At 61.5% G+C, this 15,638-nt stretch carries 19 protein-coding genes; 11 read left to right on the top strand and 8 right to left on the bottom strand.

The features are described from left to right. Positions 1-440 precede the first annotated feature (440 nt). Entirely contained in the window at positions 441-1,052 is a 612-nt protein-coding gene (locus LCM4573_RS11025) for a PilZ domain-containing protein (RefSeq protein ID WP_071006340.1), read from the bottom strand. A gap of 78 nt (positions 1,053-1,130) precedes the next feature. Continuing rightward, a complete protein-coding gene (locus LCM4573_RS11020) occupies positions 1,131-1,706 on the bottom strand; it encodes a PAS domain-containing protein (protein ID WP_071006339.1) in 576 nt (191 codons plus the stop codon). A gap of 229 nt (positions 1,707-1,935) precedes the next feature. Here LCM4573_RS11020 and LCM4573_RS11015 point away from each other — a divergent pair, with 229 nt between their 5' ends. Then, positions 1,936-2,694, top strand: coding sequence for a rhomboid family intramembrane serine protease (locus LCM4573_RS11015; RefSeq protein ID WP_071006338.1), 759 nt, complete (start codon positions 1,936-1,938; stop codon positions 2,692-2,694). 92 nt (positions 2,695-2,786) lie between these two features. Next, positions 2,787-3,221 carry a CBS domain-containing protein gene (locus tag LCM4573_RS11010; RefSeq protein WP_071006337.1) on the top strand — a complete coding sequence of 145 codons (435 nt, stop codon included), beginning with the start codon at positions 2,787-2,789 and terminating at the stop codon, positions 3,219-3,221. A 4-nt stretch (positions 3,222-3,225) separates the two neighbouring features. On the opposite strand, the gene LCM4573_RS11005 is transcribed toward LCM4573_RS11010, so the two are convergent. The 3 genes from LCM4573_RS11005 to folE form a co-directional block, all read right to left on the bottom strand. Beyond that, positions 3,226-4,191 (bottom strand): patatin-like phospholipase family protein, encoded by a 966-nt coding sequence (locus LCM4573_RS11005; protein ID WP_071006336.1) that lies wholly within the window; start codon positions 4,189-4,191, stop codon positions 3,226-3,228. 107 nt (positions 4,192-4,298) lie between these two features. After that, positions 4,299-4,760 (bottom strand): phosphoribosyl-AMP cyclohydrolase, encoded by a 462-nt coding sequence (hisI, locus tag LCM4573_RS11000; protein WP_071006335.1) that lies wholly within the window; start codon positions 4,758-4,760, stop codon positions 4,299-4,301. A gap of 16 nt (positions 4,761-4,776) precedes the next feature. Next, positions 4,777-5,391: a GTP cyclohydrolase I FolE gene (gene folE / locus LCM4573_RS10995; protein ID WP_071006334.1), complete on the bottom strand. Its 615-nt coding sequence runs from the start codon at positions 5,389-5,391 to the stop codon at positions 4,777-4,779. A 295-nt stretch (positions 5,392-5,686) separates the two neighbouring features. Here folE and LCM4573_RS10990 point away from each other — a divergent pair, with 295 nt between their 5' ends. The 5 genes from LCM4573_RS10990 (at position 5,687) to thrS (ending at position 9,756) form a co-directional block, all read left to right on the top strand. Then, a complete protein-coding gene (locus LCM4573_RS10990; RefSeq protein ID WP_071006333.1) occupies positions 5,687-6,130 on the top strand; it encodes an iron-sulfur cluster assembly scaffold protein in 444 nt (147 codons plus the stop codon). Between the two features lie 178 nt (positions 6,131-6,308). After that, on the top strand, positions 6,309-6,677 hold the full coding sequence (gene yidD / locus LCM4573_RS10985; protein ID WP_071006332.1) for a membrane protein insertion efficiency factor YidD: 369 nt from the start codon (positions 6,309-6,311) through the stop codon (positions 6,675-6,677). 3 nt (positions 6,678-6,680) lie between these two features. Then, on the top strand, positions 6,681-7,100 hold the full coding sequence (locus tag LCM4573_RS10980; protein ID WP_071006331.1) for a DUF2267 domain-containing protein: 420 nt from the start codon (positions 6,681-6,683) through the stop codon (positions 7,098-7,100). Between the two features lie 4 nt (positions 7,101-7,104). Then, entirely contained in the window at positions 7,105-7,626 is a 522-nt protein-coding gene (locus LCM4573_RS10975; protein WP_071006330.1) for a DUF1697 domain-containing protein, read from the top strand. 126 nt (positions 7,627-7,752) lie between these two features. Further along, the gene (gene thrS, locus LCM4573_RS10970) at positions 7,753-9,756 is read left to right on the top strand and encodes a threonine--tRNA ligase (protein ID WP_071006329.1); all 2,004 of its coding nucleotides are present in this window, start codon (positions 7,753-7,755) and stop codon (positions 9,754-9,756) included. A gap of 116 nt (positions 9,757-9,872) precedes the next feature. On the opposite strand, the gene LCM4573_RS10965 is transcribed toward thrS, so the two are convergent. Continuing rightward, a complete protein-coding gene (locus LCM4573_RS10965; RefSeq protein WP_071006328.1) occupies positions 9,873-10,865 on the bottom strand; it encodes a hypothetical protein in 993 nt (330 codons plus the stop codon). A 109-nt stretch (positions 10,866-10,974) separates the two neighbouring features. On the opposite strand from LCM4573_RS10965, the gene LCM4573_RS10960 reads away from it, so the two are divergent. The 3 genes from LCM4573_RS10960 to LCM4573_RS10950 all read left to right on the top strand — a co-directional run bounded on the left by LCM4573_RS10960 (position 10,975) and on the right by LCM4573_RS10950 (position 13,392). After that, on the top strand, positions 10,975-11,562 hold the full coding sequence (locus LCM4573_RS10960) for a nitroreductase (protein WP_071006327.1): 588 nt from the start codon (positions 10,975-10,977) through the stop codon (positions 11,560-11,562). Further along, positions 11,562-12,170 (top strand): flavin reductase family protein, encoded by a 609-nt coding sequence (locus LCM4573_RS10955; RefSeq protein WP_071006326.1) that lies wholly within the window; start codon positions 11,562-11,564, stop codon positions 12,168-12,170. Before LCM4573_RS10960 ends, LCM4573_RS10955 begins: the two co-directional genes overlap by 1 nt. 94 nt (positions 12,171-12,264) lie before the next feature. Next, positions 12,265-13,392 (top strand): DUF2336 domain-containing protein, encoded by a 1,128-nt coding sequence (locus LCM4573_RS10950; protein WP_071006325.1) that lies wholly within the window; start codon positions 12,265-12,267, stop codon positions 13,390-13,392. Positions 13,393-13,437: 45 nt separating this feature from the next. Here LCM4573_RS10950 and LCM4573_RS10945 read toward each other — a convergent pair whose 3' ends face one another. Beyond that, positions 13,438-13,842: a hypothetical protein gene (locus tag LCM4573_RS10945; RefSeq protein ID WP_071006324.1), complete on the bottom strand. Its 405-nt coding sequence runs from the start codon at positions 13,840-13,842 to the stop codon at positions 13,438-13,440. A gap of 121 nt (positions 13,843-13,963) precedes the next feature. On the opposite strand from LCM4573_RS10945, the gene LCM4573_RS10940 reads away from it, so the two are divergent. Beyond that, complete coding sequence (locus tag LCM4573_RS10940) at positions 13,964-14,422, top strand: GNAT family N-acetyltransferase (RefSeq protein WP_071006323.1); 459 nt, start codon at positions 13,964-13,966, stop codon at positions 14,420-14,422. On the opposite strand, the gene LCM4573_RS10935 is transcribed toward LCM4573_RS10940, so the two are convergent. Beyond that, on the bottom strand, positions 14,400-15,620 hold the full coding sequence (locus LCM4573_RS10935) for an AI-2E family transporter (protein ID WP_071006322.1): 1,221 nt from the start codon (positions 15,618-15,620) through the stop codon (positions 14,400-14,402). The genes LCM4573_RS10940 and LCM4573_RS10935 overlap by 23 nt on opposite strands. Positions 15,621-15,638: the final 18 nt, after the last annotated feature.

The raw sequence follows: 15,638 nt of genomic DNA, 5'->3' as shown, positions 1-15,638 counted from the left end.
ATAGTAGTAGAATCAAATCCTTATTTGAATCGAAGTTTCATAAAATTTGAATCGATAGGGTTGCGAATTGGAAAGAATCCCAGAACGGGACCGGGTGACAGATCAGTTGTCGGGGGCACTGGTTCGGCACGGATGTCGTATCTATCTTATTGTATTTAAATGATTTTCTTCCGCTTTCGTGAGACGTGCATGCACGGCTGCAGCTCACGGCGAACGCAGCGGGAAGGCCGCGGGAAACCTCGAAATGTGGGTATTATGCGGCCGCAAACCGGCTTCGCGAGAGGAAAAAGCCTTCGAAAAAGTTTCGAAAAGGCACAAAAAAATTGCGGCGAGCCGTTTCAGGACAGTCAAATAGCAGTTCGACTGCCTCCAATGGAGACAGTCTATCGTCGGGCTATAAAAGAAATAAGGGGCCACCGCGATCGGGTGGCGACCGTTCCTCAGAGGAACTGGGTGAGGGATTCGCGCGGCTGGATCGAATTGAACTCGACCGCCACGCCTTCCAGAAAATGGCGCACCACGCGGCCGCGCATATTGCCGAGCTGAACCGGGGTGCCGATCGCCGGGCGGATGTCGATGTCGATCGCCGCGCCGGAAAGCGAAAGATCCATGATGCGGCAGGAATAGCGGCGGCCGTCATCCAGCAGAAGCTCGGCGCGGCTGTTGCGGGGCGTCAGGCGGTCGTGCCGGCGATCCTCGGGCAGACCGAGCTCATGCTTGTTGGCGATCCAGGTGAGCTGGGCCGCGAGCTTTTCGCGCTTGCGCTCCGTCGCCGTGATAGACATGACGAAGCCGCTGCCCGACAGGTTGAGCACGCTGCCTTCCAGCCGGCCGATGTGATCGAGATAGGCGATTACCCGCTCGTTGACGGCGGGCCGCGCTTCGCAGGCGAAAGCGACGTCTCCCGGCGACATATCGATTACGCTGCAGGGAAATTCCTCATGATTGGAAAGCATCAGCCGGCCGGCAACGTTTACCGCCACCCGCTGGAACGCCCGCTGGTTCGGCATGTGATGCGAAGGAGCGTTCTGGGCCGGCTGAAACGAATACATTCGAGAATACTTTTCCATTCGGAACTATAACAAACCTCATACCGCGGCGCGGTTAACAGAAGGTTTTGTCGAAGCGCTTCAAGTCGCTCCGTTGTCGAGCAGGCGTGTTGAAAGAAAACGCAGGAGCGCTCGGGCAGGACCCGGATCATCGGTTGGGTCCGACGCGGCCTCCCGATCGGTTTCGAGAAAATTCCAGCCGTGAAGGGAAAGCCCGGAAAGCGGGCGCGTGACGGGAGGAGCGGGCGAGGCCTGCGGCAGGAGCGAGCCCAACAGGCGATCGATCTGTTCGCCGGAGCTGAGCGGCAGCAGCAGGACCTCGAACCCGATTGCGGTCTCGCCGTTCCGTGTCCATCCATCGAGGATTGCGGGCTGCTCGCGGCGCATGACATCGCGCGCGATTTCGGCAGGGTTGGGGTTCTCATCCCAGAGGCCGGTAAAGGCGGCACCGCGCAGTTCGCGGCCGAAGATTTCGCAGATGCGGGTTCCGGCAAGGCGGAACTCCAGCACGCCTTCGGCACCCGGCGTCAGGATGAACAGATAGGGCAGAAGGCGGCGCAGCGCCGCTGGGTCGATCTCGCTCCTCAGGGGAGCAGGACGATCGCCCTTGATGTGGAGCCAGTATTCATAAACCTTCCGGGTTGCCTCATTGCGCATGCTTGTGCCTGTCTCGTTTCGGACCAGTTCGCGAGGCGAACCGTGTCCTTTGCCGCTCGCGGAGCGAAATCCATGCCACCTGCGGCAGGTGACGGTTAACCGGCGATTGCCGATCTCTGGGGTTTGATCCGTGTGCGGGGATTTCCGCGGGCGCCGCATAGCGCCGCCAGCGCTTCCCTTTCGCCGGTGGGTCCTATATGGCTGGCGAAGTTGACGAGAAAGGGACGGAATGAGCGACAGGCCGGACATGGCCGAGGAGCCGCATGAGGAGGATGCTCCGGAGCGCGAATCGGTTCCGATATTCAACCTGCCGCGCAGCCTTGTAGTCACGATCGCGGTGCTCGCGGTGCTCTATGTCGTCGAGGCCTTTTTCCTCAATGAGGACGCCCGTGCCTTTCTGCTGTTCCAGTTGGCGTTCACGCCGCTCCGCTACGTTTATCCGCTGGCCGAACAGGGGTTTCAGTGGCTTTGGACGCCAGTGACCTATTCTTTGCTGCACGGCGGCGTCGAGCATCTGGTTTTCAACGTGTTGTGGCTGACGGCCTTCGGGGCGCCCGTGGTGCGCCGCATCGGGACCTTGCGTTATATTCTTTTCTGGATGTTTTCGGCCGCCGCCGCGGCCTTCTTCCACGCCATGCTGCATTGGGGCGACCAGACGCTGCTGATCGGCGCGTCCGGCGTGGTCTCGGCGCTGATGGGGGCGGCCTGCCGCTTCGCCTTTCCCGAACGCGGCGGCTATGACCGCACCCATGGTCATCTCTATCCGCGCCAGTCGATTTTCGGCGCCTTCCGCAATCGCACCGTCGTCTTCTTCACGGGGATCTGGTTTCTCGGCAATCTGCTGGTTGCGGCAGGGCTGCCGCTCGTGGGCGGGGATATGGGCGAGATTGCCTGGGATGCCCATATCGGCGGTTTTCTCTTCGGTTTCCTTCTCTTCGCTCTGTTCGATCCGCTTCCACAGGGCCGCCTTCCGATCACGGAACCTTGATCTCCTCCCTGGAGCGATCTAGATTCCACAAAGGCGAGCGCAGTTCCTGAGGAGTGGAACGGCTCTACCTGCAGATGCGCTAGGAGGGAACCATGTCGATTACCGTCAAGAACATGCTCGATGCCAAGGGCCGAAACGTGGTTACCGTGGAGCCGGACAAGACGCTGCAGGAGGTCGCGGAAATCCTGAACCAGAACCGCATCGGTGCGGTGGTCGTGGTCGGGGCCACGGGAAACATTACCGGCATCTTCACCGAACGCGACCTTGTCAGGGCAATCRCCGGCAAGGGACCTTCCGTGCTGCAGCAGTCCGTCAAATCGGCGATGACCGCAACCGTTTTACGCTGTCGGGAAGATTTCACCGTCAATCAGCTCATGGAGATGATGACCGGGAAGCGCTTCCGGCACGTGCCGGTGGAGGAGGGCGGCAAGCTGGTCGGCATCATCTCGATCGGCGACGTCGTGAAGTCGCGCATTCAGGAGATCGAATTCGAGGCCGAGCAGATCAAGGCTTATATCGCCGGGTGATAGACTAGCGAGCGAACGCTTCCTGCATGCGCTGGAGCGCGCCGATCTGCGCAATGGTTTCGGTATAGCCTCGGTCGATTATCTCGCCGGCACGATGGAATTCCGAAAGCCCTATGTCGGCGAGACGCGGATGCAGGGCCAGATCCGGCGGGTCGCCAGCCAGTCGCGCCCGCGAAATCCGCTCCTGGATGATATTGAAGGCCTGCACCATAACGCCGGTCATTCCAACCCGTGCCTCATCGCTCCTGTTCCTGCGGCCGTCATCGATCGGCTGGACGCTTGCGCTGTGCTTGACGACGGCTGAGCGGCCGAAGATCTCGTAATTGAGATTGACGGCTACCACGAGGGGTTGCTCATAGGCACGGCATACCGAGCTCGGCACCGGGTTGACGAGCGCGCCATCGACCAGGGTACGGTTGTTACAGTGAACAGGTTCAAAAATGCCCGGAAGGGCGTAGGAGGCGCGTAGCGCCGTAATCAGGTTGCCGCTGGTGATCCAAACCTCGTGACCGCTGTGCAGTTCGGTCGCGACCGCGACGAAGGGGCGATCGAGCTCTTCGATCGAAAGACCTTCCAAATGCTCCTGCATACGCTTGGTAAGGCGCATGCCGCCGAACAGACCGCCGCCACCGCCGAAGGTGAGATCGAGCAGCCCGGCGATGCGCCGCATGGTGAGTGAGCGGGCGAAGGTCTCGAGTTCATCCAGCTTGCCGGCGAGATAGCAGCCGCCGACGAGCGCGCCGATCGACGTGCCGGCGATCATGCCGACCTCGATACCGGCCTCATCCAGCGCCCGCAGGACGCCGATATGCGCCCACCCGCGCGCCGCGCCGCCGCCGAGCGCCAATGCGAGCTTGGCCTTTCTGGGTGCTTGCTGAGCAGGGGGAGGGGTGGTTTCCAGAGCCGGGGTTCCGCTCGTATCGGCTGCGGCCGCTCGCGGATCTTGGCGATTCCAACTCCAGTTCAGCATAGACTATACCACCCTTGAGGCTGAACGATCCCAGTCTCCCGATTAATCCATCGAGAGGTTGCGAAATCGTTTAACGTGCACCGGCGTGGCAGAAAACGAGGCAGTTGTTAATCGGTTCCCCCGCCGCCATAGACGCTCTCCGGATCAAAATGGCGCTGATCGTCGGTAATTTCAAGCGTGGCGCGGCCGTCCTTTTGTTGCACGACCCGGTAGAAACAGGAGCGGYGGCCTGTGTGGCAGGTTGCATCGTGCCCTGCGACCGACACCTTCAGCCAGACGGCATCCTGGTCGCAATCGGTCCTGATCTCGTGGACCGTCTGGAGGTTTCCGGAGGATTCCCCCTTCTTCCAGATTTTCCGGCGCGAGCGGCTGTAATAGTGGGCGATGCCTGTCTCGATGGTGAGCGCGAGTGCTTCCGCGTTCATATGCGCGACCATCAGAAGCTCGCCATCGCGAATATCGGTCACGACCGCAGTCACGAGACCGTTGGCGTCGAAGAGGGGCGTGAAGGGACCAGCGGCCTCGCGCTCGGCCTTGTCGACCGAGCGCTGTTCAAAGGTGAGCGGCATCTAAGAAATCCTGGGATCAACGGCCCCGGATGAGGCTGAGGAAACGGGCCTGGTCGGCTGCATTTCCCTTGAACTCACCGGTAAAGGTGGTGGTCAGCGTATCCGAGCCCTGCTTTTCGACGCCGCGCATTTCCATGCACATATGCTTGGCTTCAAGCATCACGGCGACACCGCGCGGCTTCAATACGTCCTGAATGACGTTGGCGATCTGCGCCGTCATGTTTTCCTGGGTCTGCAGGCGGCGGGCGAAAATATCCACCACGCGGGCGATCTTCGAAAGACCGAGGACGCGCCCGTTTGGCAGATAGGCGACATGCGCCTTGCCGATGATCGGCAGCATGTGGTGTTCGCAATGGGAGTGGAAAGGGATATCCCGCACCAGGACGATATCGTCGTAGCCGGAGACCTCCTCGAACGTGCGGCCCAGCACCTCTTCCGGCGACTGCTCGTATCCGCCGAACAGTTCCATATAGGCGGTGGCGACACGCTTCGGCGTATCAAGCAGACCCTCGCGCATCGGGTCGTCACCGGCCCAGCGGAGCAATACGCGCACCGCTTCTTCCGCCTCCTGCTGGGTGGGGCGGGCCTGCGGCTGGCTCGAGGCCGGGAAGTTTTTCACAATTGCATCCATTTACTGTCTCCTGATGCGGTTCAAGGCCGCACCCGAATGGCTCGTGACCTGAAGGCGGAATTTCCCGCCGAAGATCCACTCTTTAACGATCCGGCTGCTATCTGATCTCTGGCGGCCGGTTTTACAAGGCATCCTATCCCGATTTCGTGAGGAAATCGGCCAAAACATCCTTTCTTGATGATCGGGATGCGACATCACATATAATGGAACGAGCCTGCTAATCATAGCCCGCGGGCGGTGACGCTTTGTTCGACACGCGGCGCAGGACCCTAGGCTTTTCCAACGGGTATGGAATATGGACGACATATACAACAGCAAGATCCTCGAATTCGCCGGCAACATCACCCGTTCGGGAACGCTGCCGGACGCGGATGCCGTTTCGGAAAAGCACTCCAAGCTCTGCGGCTCCAAGGTGCGTGTCTACCTGACGATGCGCGACGGCACGGTGACGGATTTCGCTCATGAGGTGCGCGCCTGCGCGCTTGGGCAGGCGTCCTCCTCAATCATGGCCCGCCATGTGATCGGCGCCACGGCCGAAGAGCTTCGCAAGGCGCGGCAAGACATGCTGGCCATGCTGAAGGAAGATGGCGAGGGGCCTGGCGGCCGATTCGAGGATATGCGCTACCTGAGGCCGGTGAAGGACTACAAGGCCCGCCACGCCTCGACGATGCTGACCTTCGATGCGGTGGTCGATGCAATCGACCAGATCGAGGCGAAGCTGGTGGCGGCGGCAGGATGATCCGCTGCCCGGTTATTCCCCTCCCCAACCCCTCCCCACAAGGGGGAGGGGCTTCCTCCGCAGCGCCGCCTCGATACCTTTCATGGCTCGATATTCGTTTTGGCGCTCATTGTTTGTCAGGGACCGTGCCGCGGGTTAAGTCCCTCCCCCTTGTGGGGAGGGGTTGGGGAGGGGCCTGATGTGTAGCGCGCCCGATTGCCATCATCCCCAATCGAAGACGAAAATCTCGAAGGGCCGAAACTGGGCCGGGCCTTTCCGCAAGACGCCGGGCCGTCTGATGGGTGTCGGGCTGATCCGGTTCTACCAGCTCACTTTATCCGGTTTTATCGGCAATTCCTGCCGGCATATCCCGACCTGCTCGGAATACGGCTACGAGGCGATCGCCCGGCACGGGCTATGGACGGGCGGCTGGCTGACGCTTTTCCGCGTTGCGCGATGCGGTCCGGGCGGTACCTCCGGCCTCGATCCGGTTCCGGAAGCTTTCGCCACTCACCAACGCTGGTGGGCGCCGTGGCGCTATTGGGGCGTTTCGAGCAGGAAAGGCTGAAGCATGACGGTTCCTATGGAGTACAGGCAGGCCTCGCGTGATTTCGATGCTTTCCTGATCGAGGTCAGGGACGGCGCCATGCTTCAGACGACCAATCAGACCTATACGATGATCGACGCCGTGTTCACGATTTTTCGTAGCCGGCTTTCGATCCGCGATGCGCTTGCCTTCGCCGATGTGTTGCCGCCTGTGCTCAGGGCACTCTTCGTTTCCAACTGGGATGTCGATCAACCCTTGCGGCCGTTCGAGGATCGGGCGGTTCTGACGAGAGAGGTGAAGGCGTTTCGCGGCAATCACAATGTCTCGCCGGACGATTCCATTTCCGTCGTCGCGTCGGTCCTTCGGCGTCATGTAGGCGAAGCCGCTTTCGAGCGGGTTCTGGCAAAACTGCCGGCGGAAGCCGCCGACTTCTGGCGGGCCTGAGCCGATGATCTATGTGGCGCTGCTCCACAGCATCGTGCTCGGCGGCGGCAGGCGGGTCATCATGGCCGATCTTCGCGCGATGGCGGAGGGGCTTGGTTTCAGGAACTGCCGGACGCTGGTATCCACCGGCAATCTGGTCTTCGAGGCGGAGGAGTCTCCGGCCGGTGATATCGAACGGGTGCTGGAGGAGGCATTCGAGCAGCGCTTCGGCAGGCATGTGGACTTTATCGTGCGATCCAGTGACGACTGGTTGAAGCTCGCGGCGAAAAACCCATTCCCGAACGGGAATGGCGCGGATGTCTGCCTCCGGGTGATGCGGGCGCCGCTCGACGGGAGCGCTGTCGGACTGCTGGAGAAATACCGGGATCGGGAGACAATCGCGATCGTCGATGGCGATCTCTGGGTCGATTTCGGCGGCAAGCCGAGCGAGAGCCGGCTTCTTTCCGTCATGACCACGAAGAAACTCGGCATCGGGACGTTCCGCAACGCCAATACCGTCAACGGCATTGCCGAAATGCTGCGCTAGACGGCCGTTCGCCTTTACTAGGCCGCGAAAAATCTTTATCAGCCTCGCCTGCGCTCCCGCGAAGGCGAAGGCGCGTTCGTGCCAACACCACCCGCATTCGTTGGCGGGACTGGACAGGAGAAATACATGTCCCAATCCGTTTCCCTTACATTTCCCGATGGCTCGGTCCGCGCATTCGACGCGGGCACGACCGGCCGTGACGTCGCCGAATCCATTTCCAAGTCGCTGGTCAAGAAGGCTGTCGCCGTTGCGATCGACGGCACGCTGCGCGATCTTGCCGATCCGATCACCGACGGCCGTATCGAAATCATCACCCGCACCGATCCGCGCGCGCTGGAATTGATCCGCCACGATGCCGCGCATGTGATGGCCGAGGCCGTGCAGGAACTCTGGCCCTCGACCCAGGTCACCATCGGCCCGGTCATCGAGAACGGATTCTATTACGATTTCGCCCGCGATACGCCCTTCACGCCGGAAGATCTGCCGAAGATCGAGGCGAAGATGAAGGAGATCATCGCGCGTAACCAGCCGTTCACCAAGGAAGTCTGGCCGCGCAACAAGGCGCGTCAGGTCTTCAAGGACAAGGGCGAGACCTACAAGGTCGAGCTGGTCGACGCGATCCCCGAGGACCAGGACGTCAAGATCTACTATCAGGGCGACTGGTTCGACCTCTGCCGTGGGCCTCATATGGCCTCCACGGGGCAGGTCGGTACCGCCTTCAAGCTGATGAAGGTGGCCGGCGCCTATTGGCGCGGCGACTCGAACAATCCCATGCTGACCCGCATCTACGGCACGGCCTGGGCCACGCAGGAAGAACTCGACCAGTATCTGCATGTACTGGCGGAGGCGGAAAAGCGCGACCACCGCAAGCTCGGCCGGGAAATGGACCTCTACCATTTCCAGGAAGAGGGGCCGGGCGTCGTCTTCTGGCACGGCAAGGGCTGGCGGATGTTCCAGACGCTGGTTTCCTACATGCGCCGCCGGCTTGGCGGCACGTATGAGGAAGTCAACGCGCCGCAAGTGCTGGATACCTCGCTCTGGGAAACTTCAGGTCACTGGGGCTGGTACCAGGAGAACATGTTCGCGGTGAAGTCGGCCTATGCGCTGACCAATCCGGACGATCCGGAAGCGGACGACCGCGTCTTCGCCCTGAAGCCGATGAACTGCCCCGGACACGTCCAGATCTTCAAGCATGGTCTGAAGTCCTACCGGGAGCTGCCCATTCGTCTTGCGGAATTCGGTCTCGTGCACCGCTATGAGCCCTCGGGCGCCCTGCATGGTTTGATGCGCGTTCGCGGCTTCACACAGGACGACGCGCATGTCTTCTGCACGGACGAGCAGATGGCCGCCGAATGCCTGAGGATCAACGAGCTGATCCTTTCGGTCTACAAGGACTTCGGCTTCGAGGAGATCACCATCAAGCTCTCCACGCGGCCGGAAAAGCGCGTCGGTTCGGACGAACTCTGGGATCGCGCTGAAAGCGTGATGACGGACGTGCTGAACACCATCCAGAGGCAGTCGAACGATATCAAGACCGGCATCCTGCCAGGCGAGGGCGCATTCTATGGCCCGAAGTTCGAGTATACGCTGAAGGACGCGCTTGGCCGTGAATGGCAGTGCGGCACGACGCAGGTGGATTTCAACCTGCCGGAACGCTTCGGCGCATTCTATATCGACCAGAACTCCGAGAAGCAGCAGCCGGTGATGATCCATCGCGCCATTTGCGGCTCCATGGAGCGCTTCCTCGGCATTCTGATCGAGAACTATGCGGGCCACATGCCGCTCTGGATCGCACCGGTGCAGGTTGTCGTCGCAACGATCACCTCGGATGCGGACGATTACGGCCGCGAGGTGGCGGAAGCCCTTCGCGAAGCGGGAATGATCGTCGAGACCGATTTCCGCAACGAGAAGATCAACTACAAGATCCGAGAGCACTCGGTCAGCAAGGTGCCGGTCATCATCGTCTGCGGCAGGCAGGAAGCCGAGCAGCGCTCGGTCAACATTCGCCGCCTCGGTTCCCAGGCGCAGACCTCGATGAAGCTGGACGAGGCGATCGCATCGCTGGCGGAGGAGGCGACCCCTCCGGATCTTCGCCGTCGCGCCGAAGCGCGCAAGGCGGCCGCTGCCTGATCGACAGCCGGCGGCAGCTGTAACGCAGGTGCCGCCGTCCATGATGATGTCGAATGAAAAAAAGCGCCTGGGAACAGGCGCTTTTTTTGCTATTGCGGTTTCCCTAACCGGGACCGTTATTCCTGGGATACCTGTTGGCCGTCCTTGACGCCCGCCAACTGCGGATCGTAGCGCATCAGCACCTCGATATCCTTGTTCTCGCCGGACTTCACCGTGAATTCGCGCTGGTAGATCTTGTCCTTGTTGCGGGCGACGGCGGTATATTCGCCCTCCGCAAGCACCATTGTGGAGAAGGCGCTGACGCTTTCGCTGACGACGTCGCCCGAACCGGTGAGGACGGACCAGGCTGTATCGGCGATAGCCTCGCCGCCGGGCTGGGAGACGAGCTTCAAGGTGATTTCCGCCGCCTTATGCTGCAGCACCGCCTGGGTAAGCTTGCCGGCCTCCACCTGGATATCGGCGCGCACGACGGCGTTGATGTCGCCATATTCGGAAACCACGTGATAGGTGCCGGCGTTGAGCCGGACGATGGTGTTCGGCTTCACGTCGGACATGACGAGGCCGCGCTCGCCATCTTCCCGCACTTCCGACGAATAGACGGAAAAGCTGAGCTTGTTCTGCGGTATGGGCGCGTCGGAGCCGGCAACCGCATTCAGCACGAAGCCGCCCGCATCGAGGACGAGAACCTGCTTTTCCATATCGCCTTCAGCCGGCACGGCGAGCTTCTTCGTGACGCCCGCCCGCCCGAAGGCGACGTTGACGAAATAGTTGCCGGGAAGGAGCTGGAAATCGGCCGAGCCGCCCTCGGAGCTCGCTACCAGCGGAAGCTTGCCGTCTTCGCCCGGAATGGGGCTGAAGACGCGCCAGGAGAGCCCTTCCTGCATGGCCGCGCCGTCCGATGTCAGCCTTGCTTCCATCGCCACGTCGCGCGAAGCCATGGCATTCGGGTTGCCAGGCGTTGCGGAGAACGCGTTGAGCTTCGGCATTTTCGCGGTGCTGTCGAGCTGCTTGAAACTCTTGAAGGCATCCTGAGCCAGACCACCGAATGCCGGACCGAGCACGAGTGCACCCGCGAGAGCCCAGCGTACCGCGATGGAAATGCCCGTCATATTTCTGTACCGATTGACTCTTGAATACCGAATGCGTCACTTGAAGACCAATGACAAGGCAATTTCAAGACCTTCCCGCCATCTCCCGTACCGAATGAAGTCTCTCCACATGCAAAATGACTTGAAACTCATCGATTACCTGCGCCAGCGCCATTCCACGCCCGTTGCACAGATCAAGGAACCCGGCCCCTCGGACGCTGAAATCGAAGCGATTCTTTCCCTGGCGTCACGCGTGCCCGACCATGGAAAGCTGGCTCCCTGGCGCTTCATCGTCTACCGGGGCGCGGTGCGGGGGGAACTCAGCGCGGAGTTCCTGCGCTTGGCGCTTGAAAAGGACCCTGAGCTCAGCGATGCGGCCCAAGAGGCCGAGCGCACCCGTTTCCTGCGGGCGCCGGTCGTCATCGGCGTCGTCAGCAAGGCAGCTCCGCATGTGAAGATCCCCGAATGGGAACAGGTTCTCTCCGCCGGTGCGGTATGCCTCAACATGCTGATGGCCGCCGAGGCCCATGGCTTTGTCGCCAACTGGCGCACGGAATGGATCGCTTACGATGCCCGCGCGCTCGAACTCCTGGGCATTGCTCCGGATGAGAAGGCGGCCGGTTTCATCCATATCGGCTCCAGCGATTTCCCGGTGCCGGATCGCCCGCGTCCGGAACTCTCCCAAATCGTCACCTATGCTGGCGAGGGCAGGGGCTGATGTTCTACACCACCGACACCAACGCTCACGGCTTGAAGCACGATCCGCTGAAAGCGATCGTCGCGCCGCGGCCGATAGGCTGGATCGGTACCAAGGGCAGGGATGGCTCCTTCAATCTCTCGCCTTACTCTTTCTTCAATCTCGTCTCCGAGCGGCCGCGGCTGGTGATGTTCTCTTCCAGTGGCCGCAAGCACAGCTTGAAGAATGCGGAAGAGACCGGAGTTTTCACGGCAAGCCTTGCGAGCCGGCATCTGGCGGAGCAGATGAACGCCTCGTCGGCGGCGGTGGAATATGGCGTCAATGAATTCGATCTGGCCAGGCTGGCGCCGAAAATGGGGGAGGTCGTGGATGCTCCCTATGTCGCGGAGGCCTATGCGGTGCTCGAATGCAAGGTTACGGAGATCCTCCAGCCGAAGACGATCGACGGCGGGCATGCCGATTCCCACATGGTGTTCGGCCAGGTTCTCGGAATCCACATTCGCGACGAGGTGATCCGCGACGGCCGGCTGGACATGGGCCTCATACGGCCGGTCGCGCGCATGGGCTATCTCGATTTTTCCGATGGCGGCGCCGAAGTGTTCGAGATGGTCCGTCCTTCGGCTCCGTAACGGTTAACGGGTATGGTGAACCAATAATAAACCATTTGCCGATAGCGTTAACGGCAGCCGGTCGGGTTCGACGCGGCTCCGGTATCCGAGGCTGATGGTGATCGTACAGGCATTTCTTCGCTGGACCGCAACGGCAAGGGCAAGCGAGAGGGCGAAAGCCGCCGGTGCGCTCGGCCGCGCCTATCTCAGCGCCACGCTCGGCCGCGAAGAGCAACACGCAGCCGCGCTTGCGATGACCTATCTGCTGGACGACCCTTCGCCACGCGTGCGCCTTGCGCTTGCCGAGGCGCTGGCGGGATCGCCCGAAGCGCCGCGCGCCATCATTCTGGCACTTGCCGAAGACCAGCCGGAAATTTCCTGCACCGTCATTTCCTGTTCGCCGGTGATCACCGAAACCGACCTCATCGCTCTCGCAGGCCGAGGCGACAGGTTGATTCGAGGATTTATCGCGGCCCGCCCGCAGCTTTCGCGCGGTGCTGCGGCGGCTATCGTCGAGATCGGCGAAGAAAACGACGTAACGATCCTCCTGGAGAACGAAAGCGCTGTGATCGGCCGGCCGACGCTGAGGCGGATTGCCGAACGCTTCGGCCAAAGCGCCGATATCCGACGCCTGCTGCTGGACAGGGACTTGCCGGCGGATGTCCGCCACCTGCTGGTTCACCACGTAACTGCCGCCTTGAGCGGCTCGAGTCTGGTGCGCGCCACAATGGCTGCCAAGCGGATCGAGCATGTGGGCCGTGAAGCGGGCAATGCGGCGGCAGTAGTGATCGCCGGGGGCGTTCCGCATGAGGAAATTCCGGACCTCGTGGAGCATTTGCGGGGTGCCGGCCGCCTAACTCCAGCCTTTCTGATCCATGCGCTCTGTGCCGGAAAGATCGATTTCTTCGCCGGCGCCATCGCCAATCTATCGGGCCTTGAGGACCGGCGGGTGCGGGCCATTCTCGCGACTGGCCGAATGCACGCGGTGAGGGCGCTTCTCGAATCGGCGGGGTTGGGCAGGGACATCGCCGTCGTCTTCGTGGATGCGGTCTTCCTTCGTCGGCAGGAAGAAGCCGCGGAAACGCCGGGAAGCGTTTCGGCACTGCTGTTGGAGAGATTTCGACGGCCGGGAATGCCGGCCTCTCCCGTTTCGGAGCTTCTCGACATGGTGGAGAAGCTGCAAAGGGCCGAGATGCGATCGACCGCTCGTTCCTATGCGGACGACGCTTACCTGGCTGCTTGAGAACTTAAAGGCAAGCTACTGTTTTAAATAGATTAGCGGTCTCTACTATCGCTCGAACTTGCGGGCTACCCAGGAATAGCTGCCCTCGATCAGCCGTACGGGCTTGTGCATCAGCGTGCGCACGCCCTCCGTCGTGGGCAGGACGTTGCGAACCCGCTGGATGGCACGAGCAGCCAGGCTGCTTTCGCCTTGCGGCGTTACCTTGACCGGCTCTTCCGGCGTTTTCGCCGTCTCGGGAAGCGCCGTGGCGATTTCGGTATCCTCCGGTTTCTGGCAAACCGCGATGATGACCGGATAAGGAGCATTGGCGTAAGTGACGAGATGTTTTTCGGCGACGGAGTCGCACAGCTCGATCGTCGGCCACTTCTGTTCGGCTGTCGCGATGTAGTGGCAATCCACTCCGGTGTCGTCGCAGCCCAGGATGGTCATCACGATGATGGCGGCGTTCATGTTCCGTCCTCGATTCTCTCAGGCCTTTTGTGGAGACGAATCATGACCCGAGAAAGGCGCCTTTCCGGATGGCTGTTCTTCCTGTAACGCTGGGCTCAATTCGTTCAGCCAAGGGCATGCAATGACCGTCACGATCGCCATCGAACCGCCTCGCCAATCCGAAATTTTGCGGCTGCTGGAACTCTCGGACGCCTATGCCGCCTCGCTCTATCCGGCGGAGAGCAATCATCTGGTGGATGTGTCGACGCTGGAGAAGCCTACGGTTTCCTTCCTGGTGGCGCGGAAGGACGGCTCGATCGTCGGGTGTTGCGCGCTGGTCGAGGCAGGGGACGGCACCGCGGAGATCAAGCGGATGTTCGTGGACCCGGAAGCGCGCGGATTGAAGATCGGCAAGCTGCTGATGGATGCCCTCATCGAGCGTGGCAGGGCGCTTTCGCTTTCGGCGATCCGGCTGGAGACGGGTATCCACCAGCCGGAGGCGATCGGCCTCTATCGCCGCTACGGTTTCGTGGAGATCGAGCCTTTCGGCGCTTACAAGCCCGATCCGCTCAGCCTCTTCATGGAGAGGAGACTTTCCTGATAACCGGCATATCGGCCGGGGGAGAGGAAGGCGCTTCGGAACCCGTGGCAAGATCGGCCGATTCTATCTCGCCTGTATCGGCAAGCTTTATCTCGCGTATCCATTCGCGCCAGATGGACACGATGAGCGCCATCAGGACCGGGCCGATGAAAAGGCCGAGGAAACCCATGGTCTTCACGCCGCCGACGAGGCCGAAGAAGGTCGGCAGGAAGGGCAGCTTGATCGGTCCGCCCACGAGCCTCGGCCGCACCGTCTTGTCGACGATGAAAAGCTCCACCGTGCCCCAGACGAAAAGCGCAATGCCGGCGAAATAGGAGCCGCTTGCGACGAGATAGATCGACACCAGCGTGAAGGAGAGCGGCGCTCCGCCGGGGATGAGAGCCATGATGCCGGTCAACACGCCAAGGGTGACGGGCGAGGGGACGCCGGCGATCCAGTAGGCGATGCCGAGCACGATACCTTCGCCGATGGCGATCAGTGTCATGCCGGTAACGGTGGAGCTGATGGTGGCGGGCACGACGCGGGACATGCGCTCCCAGCGGTTCGGGAGGATGCGCTCGCCGAGAAGATCGATCTGGCGCGTGAAGGCCGCGCCGTCGCGATAGACGAAGAAAAGCGCGATCAGCATGAAAAGCAGGCTGAGGAGCAGATGGAATGCGCCACCGCCCGCTGCCACCACGGCACGGTAGATATTGCCGATATTGGCGCCGCTGACGAGCTGTATCAGTTCCCCGAACGCGCCCGGAGTGCCGATATAGTGGCGCCATTGTTCGCCGAGCCATGCGCCGGCCCAGGGGAGCGCAAGCATCCATTCCGGCGGCGGCGCGCCGACGCGGTTGGCCTCCACCGCCCAGCCGATCCATTCGCGGAGTTCGCCGATGGCGTAGGAGACCGCGATCCCGATCGGCACGATCAGAAAGGTCAGGATGAAGAGGATGGCGAGCGACGCCCCAACCGTGGTGTTTCCGCCTATGCGGCGCAGCAGCTCGCGATAGAGCGGCCAGCTTGCAAAACCGATGACGAGGGCCGCCAGAACCGGCACGACGAAGCCGTGGAAGAAATAGATACCGGCGATGACGACCAGTACAAGGAGCCAGCGCGCCGCCGAAATAGGCGGAATGAGGGCAATCCTGCTCGGAGCCACCGGCCCGAGCCAGCGAGGCCCCTTCGGCTGCTTCTTATCGTCAACTACGCTCACGGTTCGTTCCTGCTCCCT

The sequence above is a fragment of the Rhizobium sp. LCM 4573 genome (assembly GCF_001854865.1).
Classification (GTDB): domain Bacteria; phylum Pseudomonadota; class Alphaproteobacteria; order Rhizobiales; family Rhizobiaceae; genus Neorhizobium.
Note: the sequence above shows the minus strand (reverse complement) of the source record. Positions and strands in the feature narration are given on the sequence as shown.

Bases quoted from the DNA above. Each gene is read 5' to 3' on its own strand.
- LCM4573_RS11025 (WP_071006340.1), bottom strand. From the start codon at position 1,052: ATGTATTCGTTTCAGCCGGCCCAGAACGCTCCTTCGCATCACATGCCG.
- LCM4573_RS11020 (WP_071006339.1), bottom strand. From the start codon at position 1,706: ATGCGCAATGAGGCAACCCGGAAGGTTTATGAATACTGGCTCCACATC.
- LCM4573_RS11015 (WP_071006338.1), top strand. From the start codon at position 1,936: ATGAGCGACAGGCCGGACATGGCCGAGGAGCCGCATGAGGAGGATGCT.
- LCM4573_RS11005 (WP_071006336.1), bottom strand. From the start codon at position 4,191: ATGCTGAACTGGAGTTGGAATCGCCAAGATCCGCGAGCGGCCGCAGCC.
- folE (WP_071006334.1), bottom strand. From the start codon at position 5,391: ATGGATGCAATTGTGAAAAACTTCCCGGCCTCGAGCCAGCCGCAGGCC.
- LCM4573_RS10990 (WP_071006333.1), top strand. From the start codon at position 5,687: ATGGACGACATATACAACAGCAAGATCCTCGAATTCGCCGGCAACATC.
- yidD (WP_071006332.1), top strand. From the start codon at position 6,309: ATGTGTAGCGCGCCCGATTGCCATCATCCCCAATCGAAGACGAAAATC.
- LCM4573_RS10980 (WP_071006331.1), top strand. From the start codon at position 6,681: ATGACGGTTCCTATGGAGTACAGGCAGGCCTCGCGTGATTTCGATGCT.
- LCM4573_RS10975 (WP_071006330.1), top strand. From the start codon at position 7,105: ATGATCTATGTGGCGCTGCTCCACAGCATCGTGCTCGGCGGCGGCAGG.
- thrS (WP_071006329.1), top strand. From the start codon at position 7,753: ATGTCCCAATCCGTTTCCCTTACATTTCCCGATGGCTCGGTCCGCGCA.
- LCM4573_RS10965 (WP_071006328.1), bottom strand. From the start codon at position 10,865: ATGACGGGCATTTCCATCGCGGTACGCTGGGCTCTCGCGGGTGCACTC.
- LCM4573_RS10960 (WP_071006327.1), top strand. From the start codon at position 10,975: ATGCAAAATGACTTGAAACTCATCGATTACCTGCGCCAGCGCCATTCC.
- LCM4573_RS10955 (WP_071006326.1), top strand. From the start codon at position 11,562: ATGTTCTACACCACCGACACCAACGCTCACGGCTTGAAGCACGATCCG.
- LCM4573_RS10950 (WP_071006325.1), top strand. From the start codon at position 12,265: ATGGTGATCGTACAGGCATTTCTTCGCTGGACCGCAACGGCAAGGGCA.
- LCM4573_RS10945 (WP_071006324.1), bottom strand. From the start codon at position 13,842: ATGAACGCCGCCATCATCGTGATGACCATCCTGGGCTGCGACGACACC.
- LCM4573_RS10940 (WP_071006323.1), top strand. From the start codon at position 13,964: ATGACCGTCACGATCGCCATCGAACCGCCTCGCCAATCCGAAATTTTG.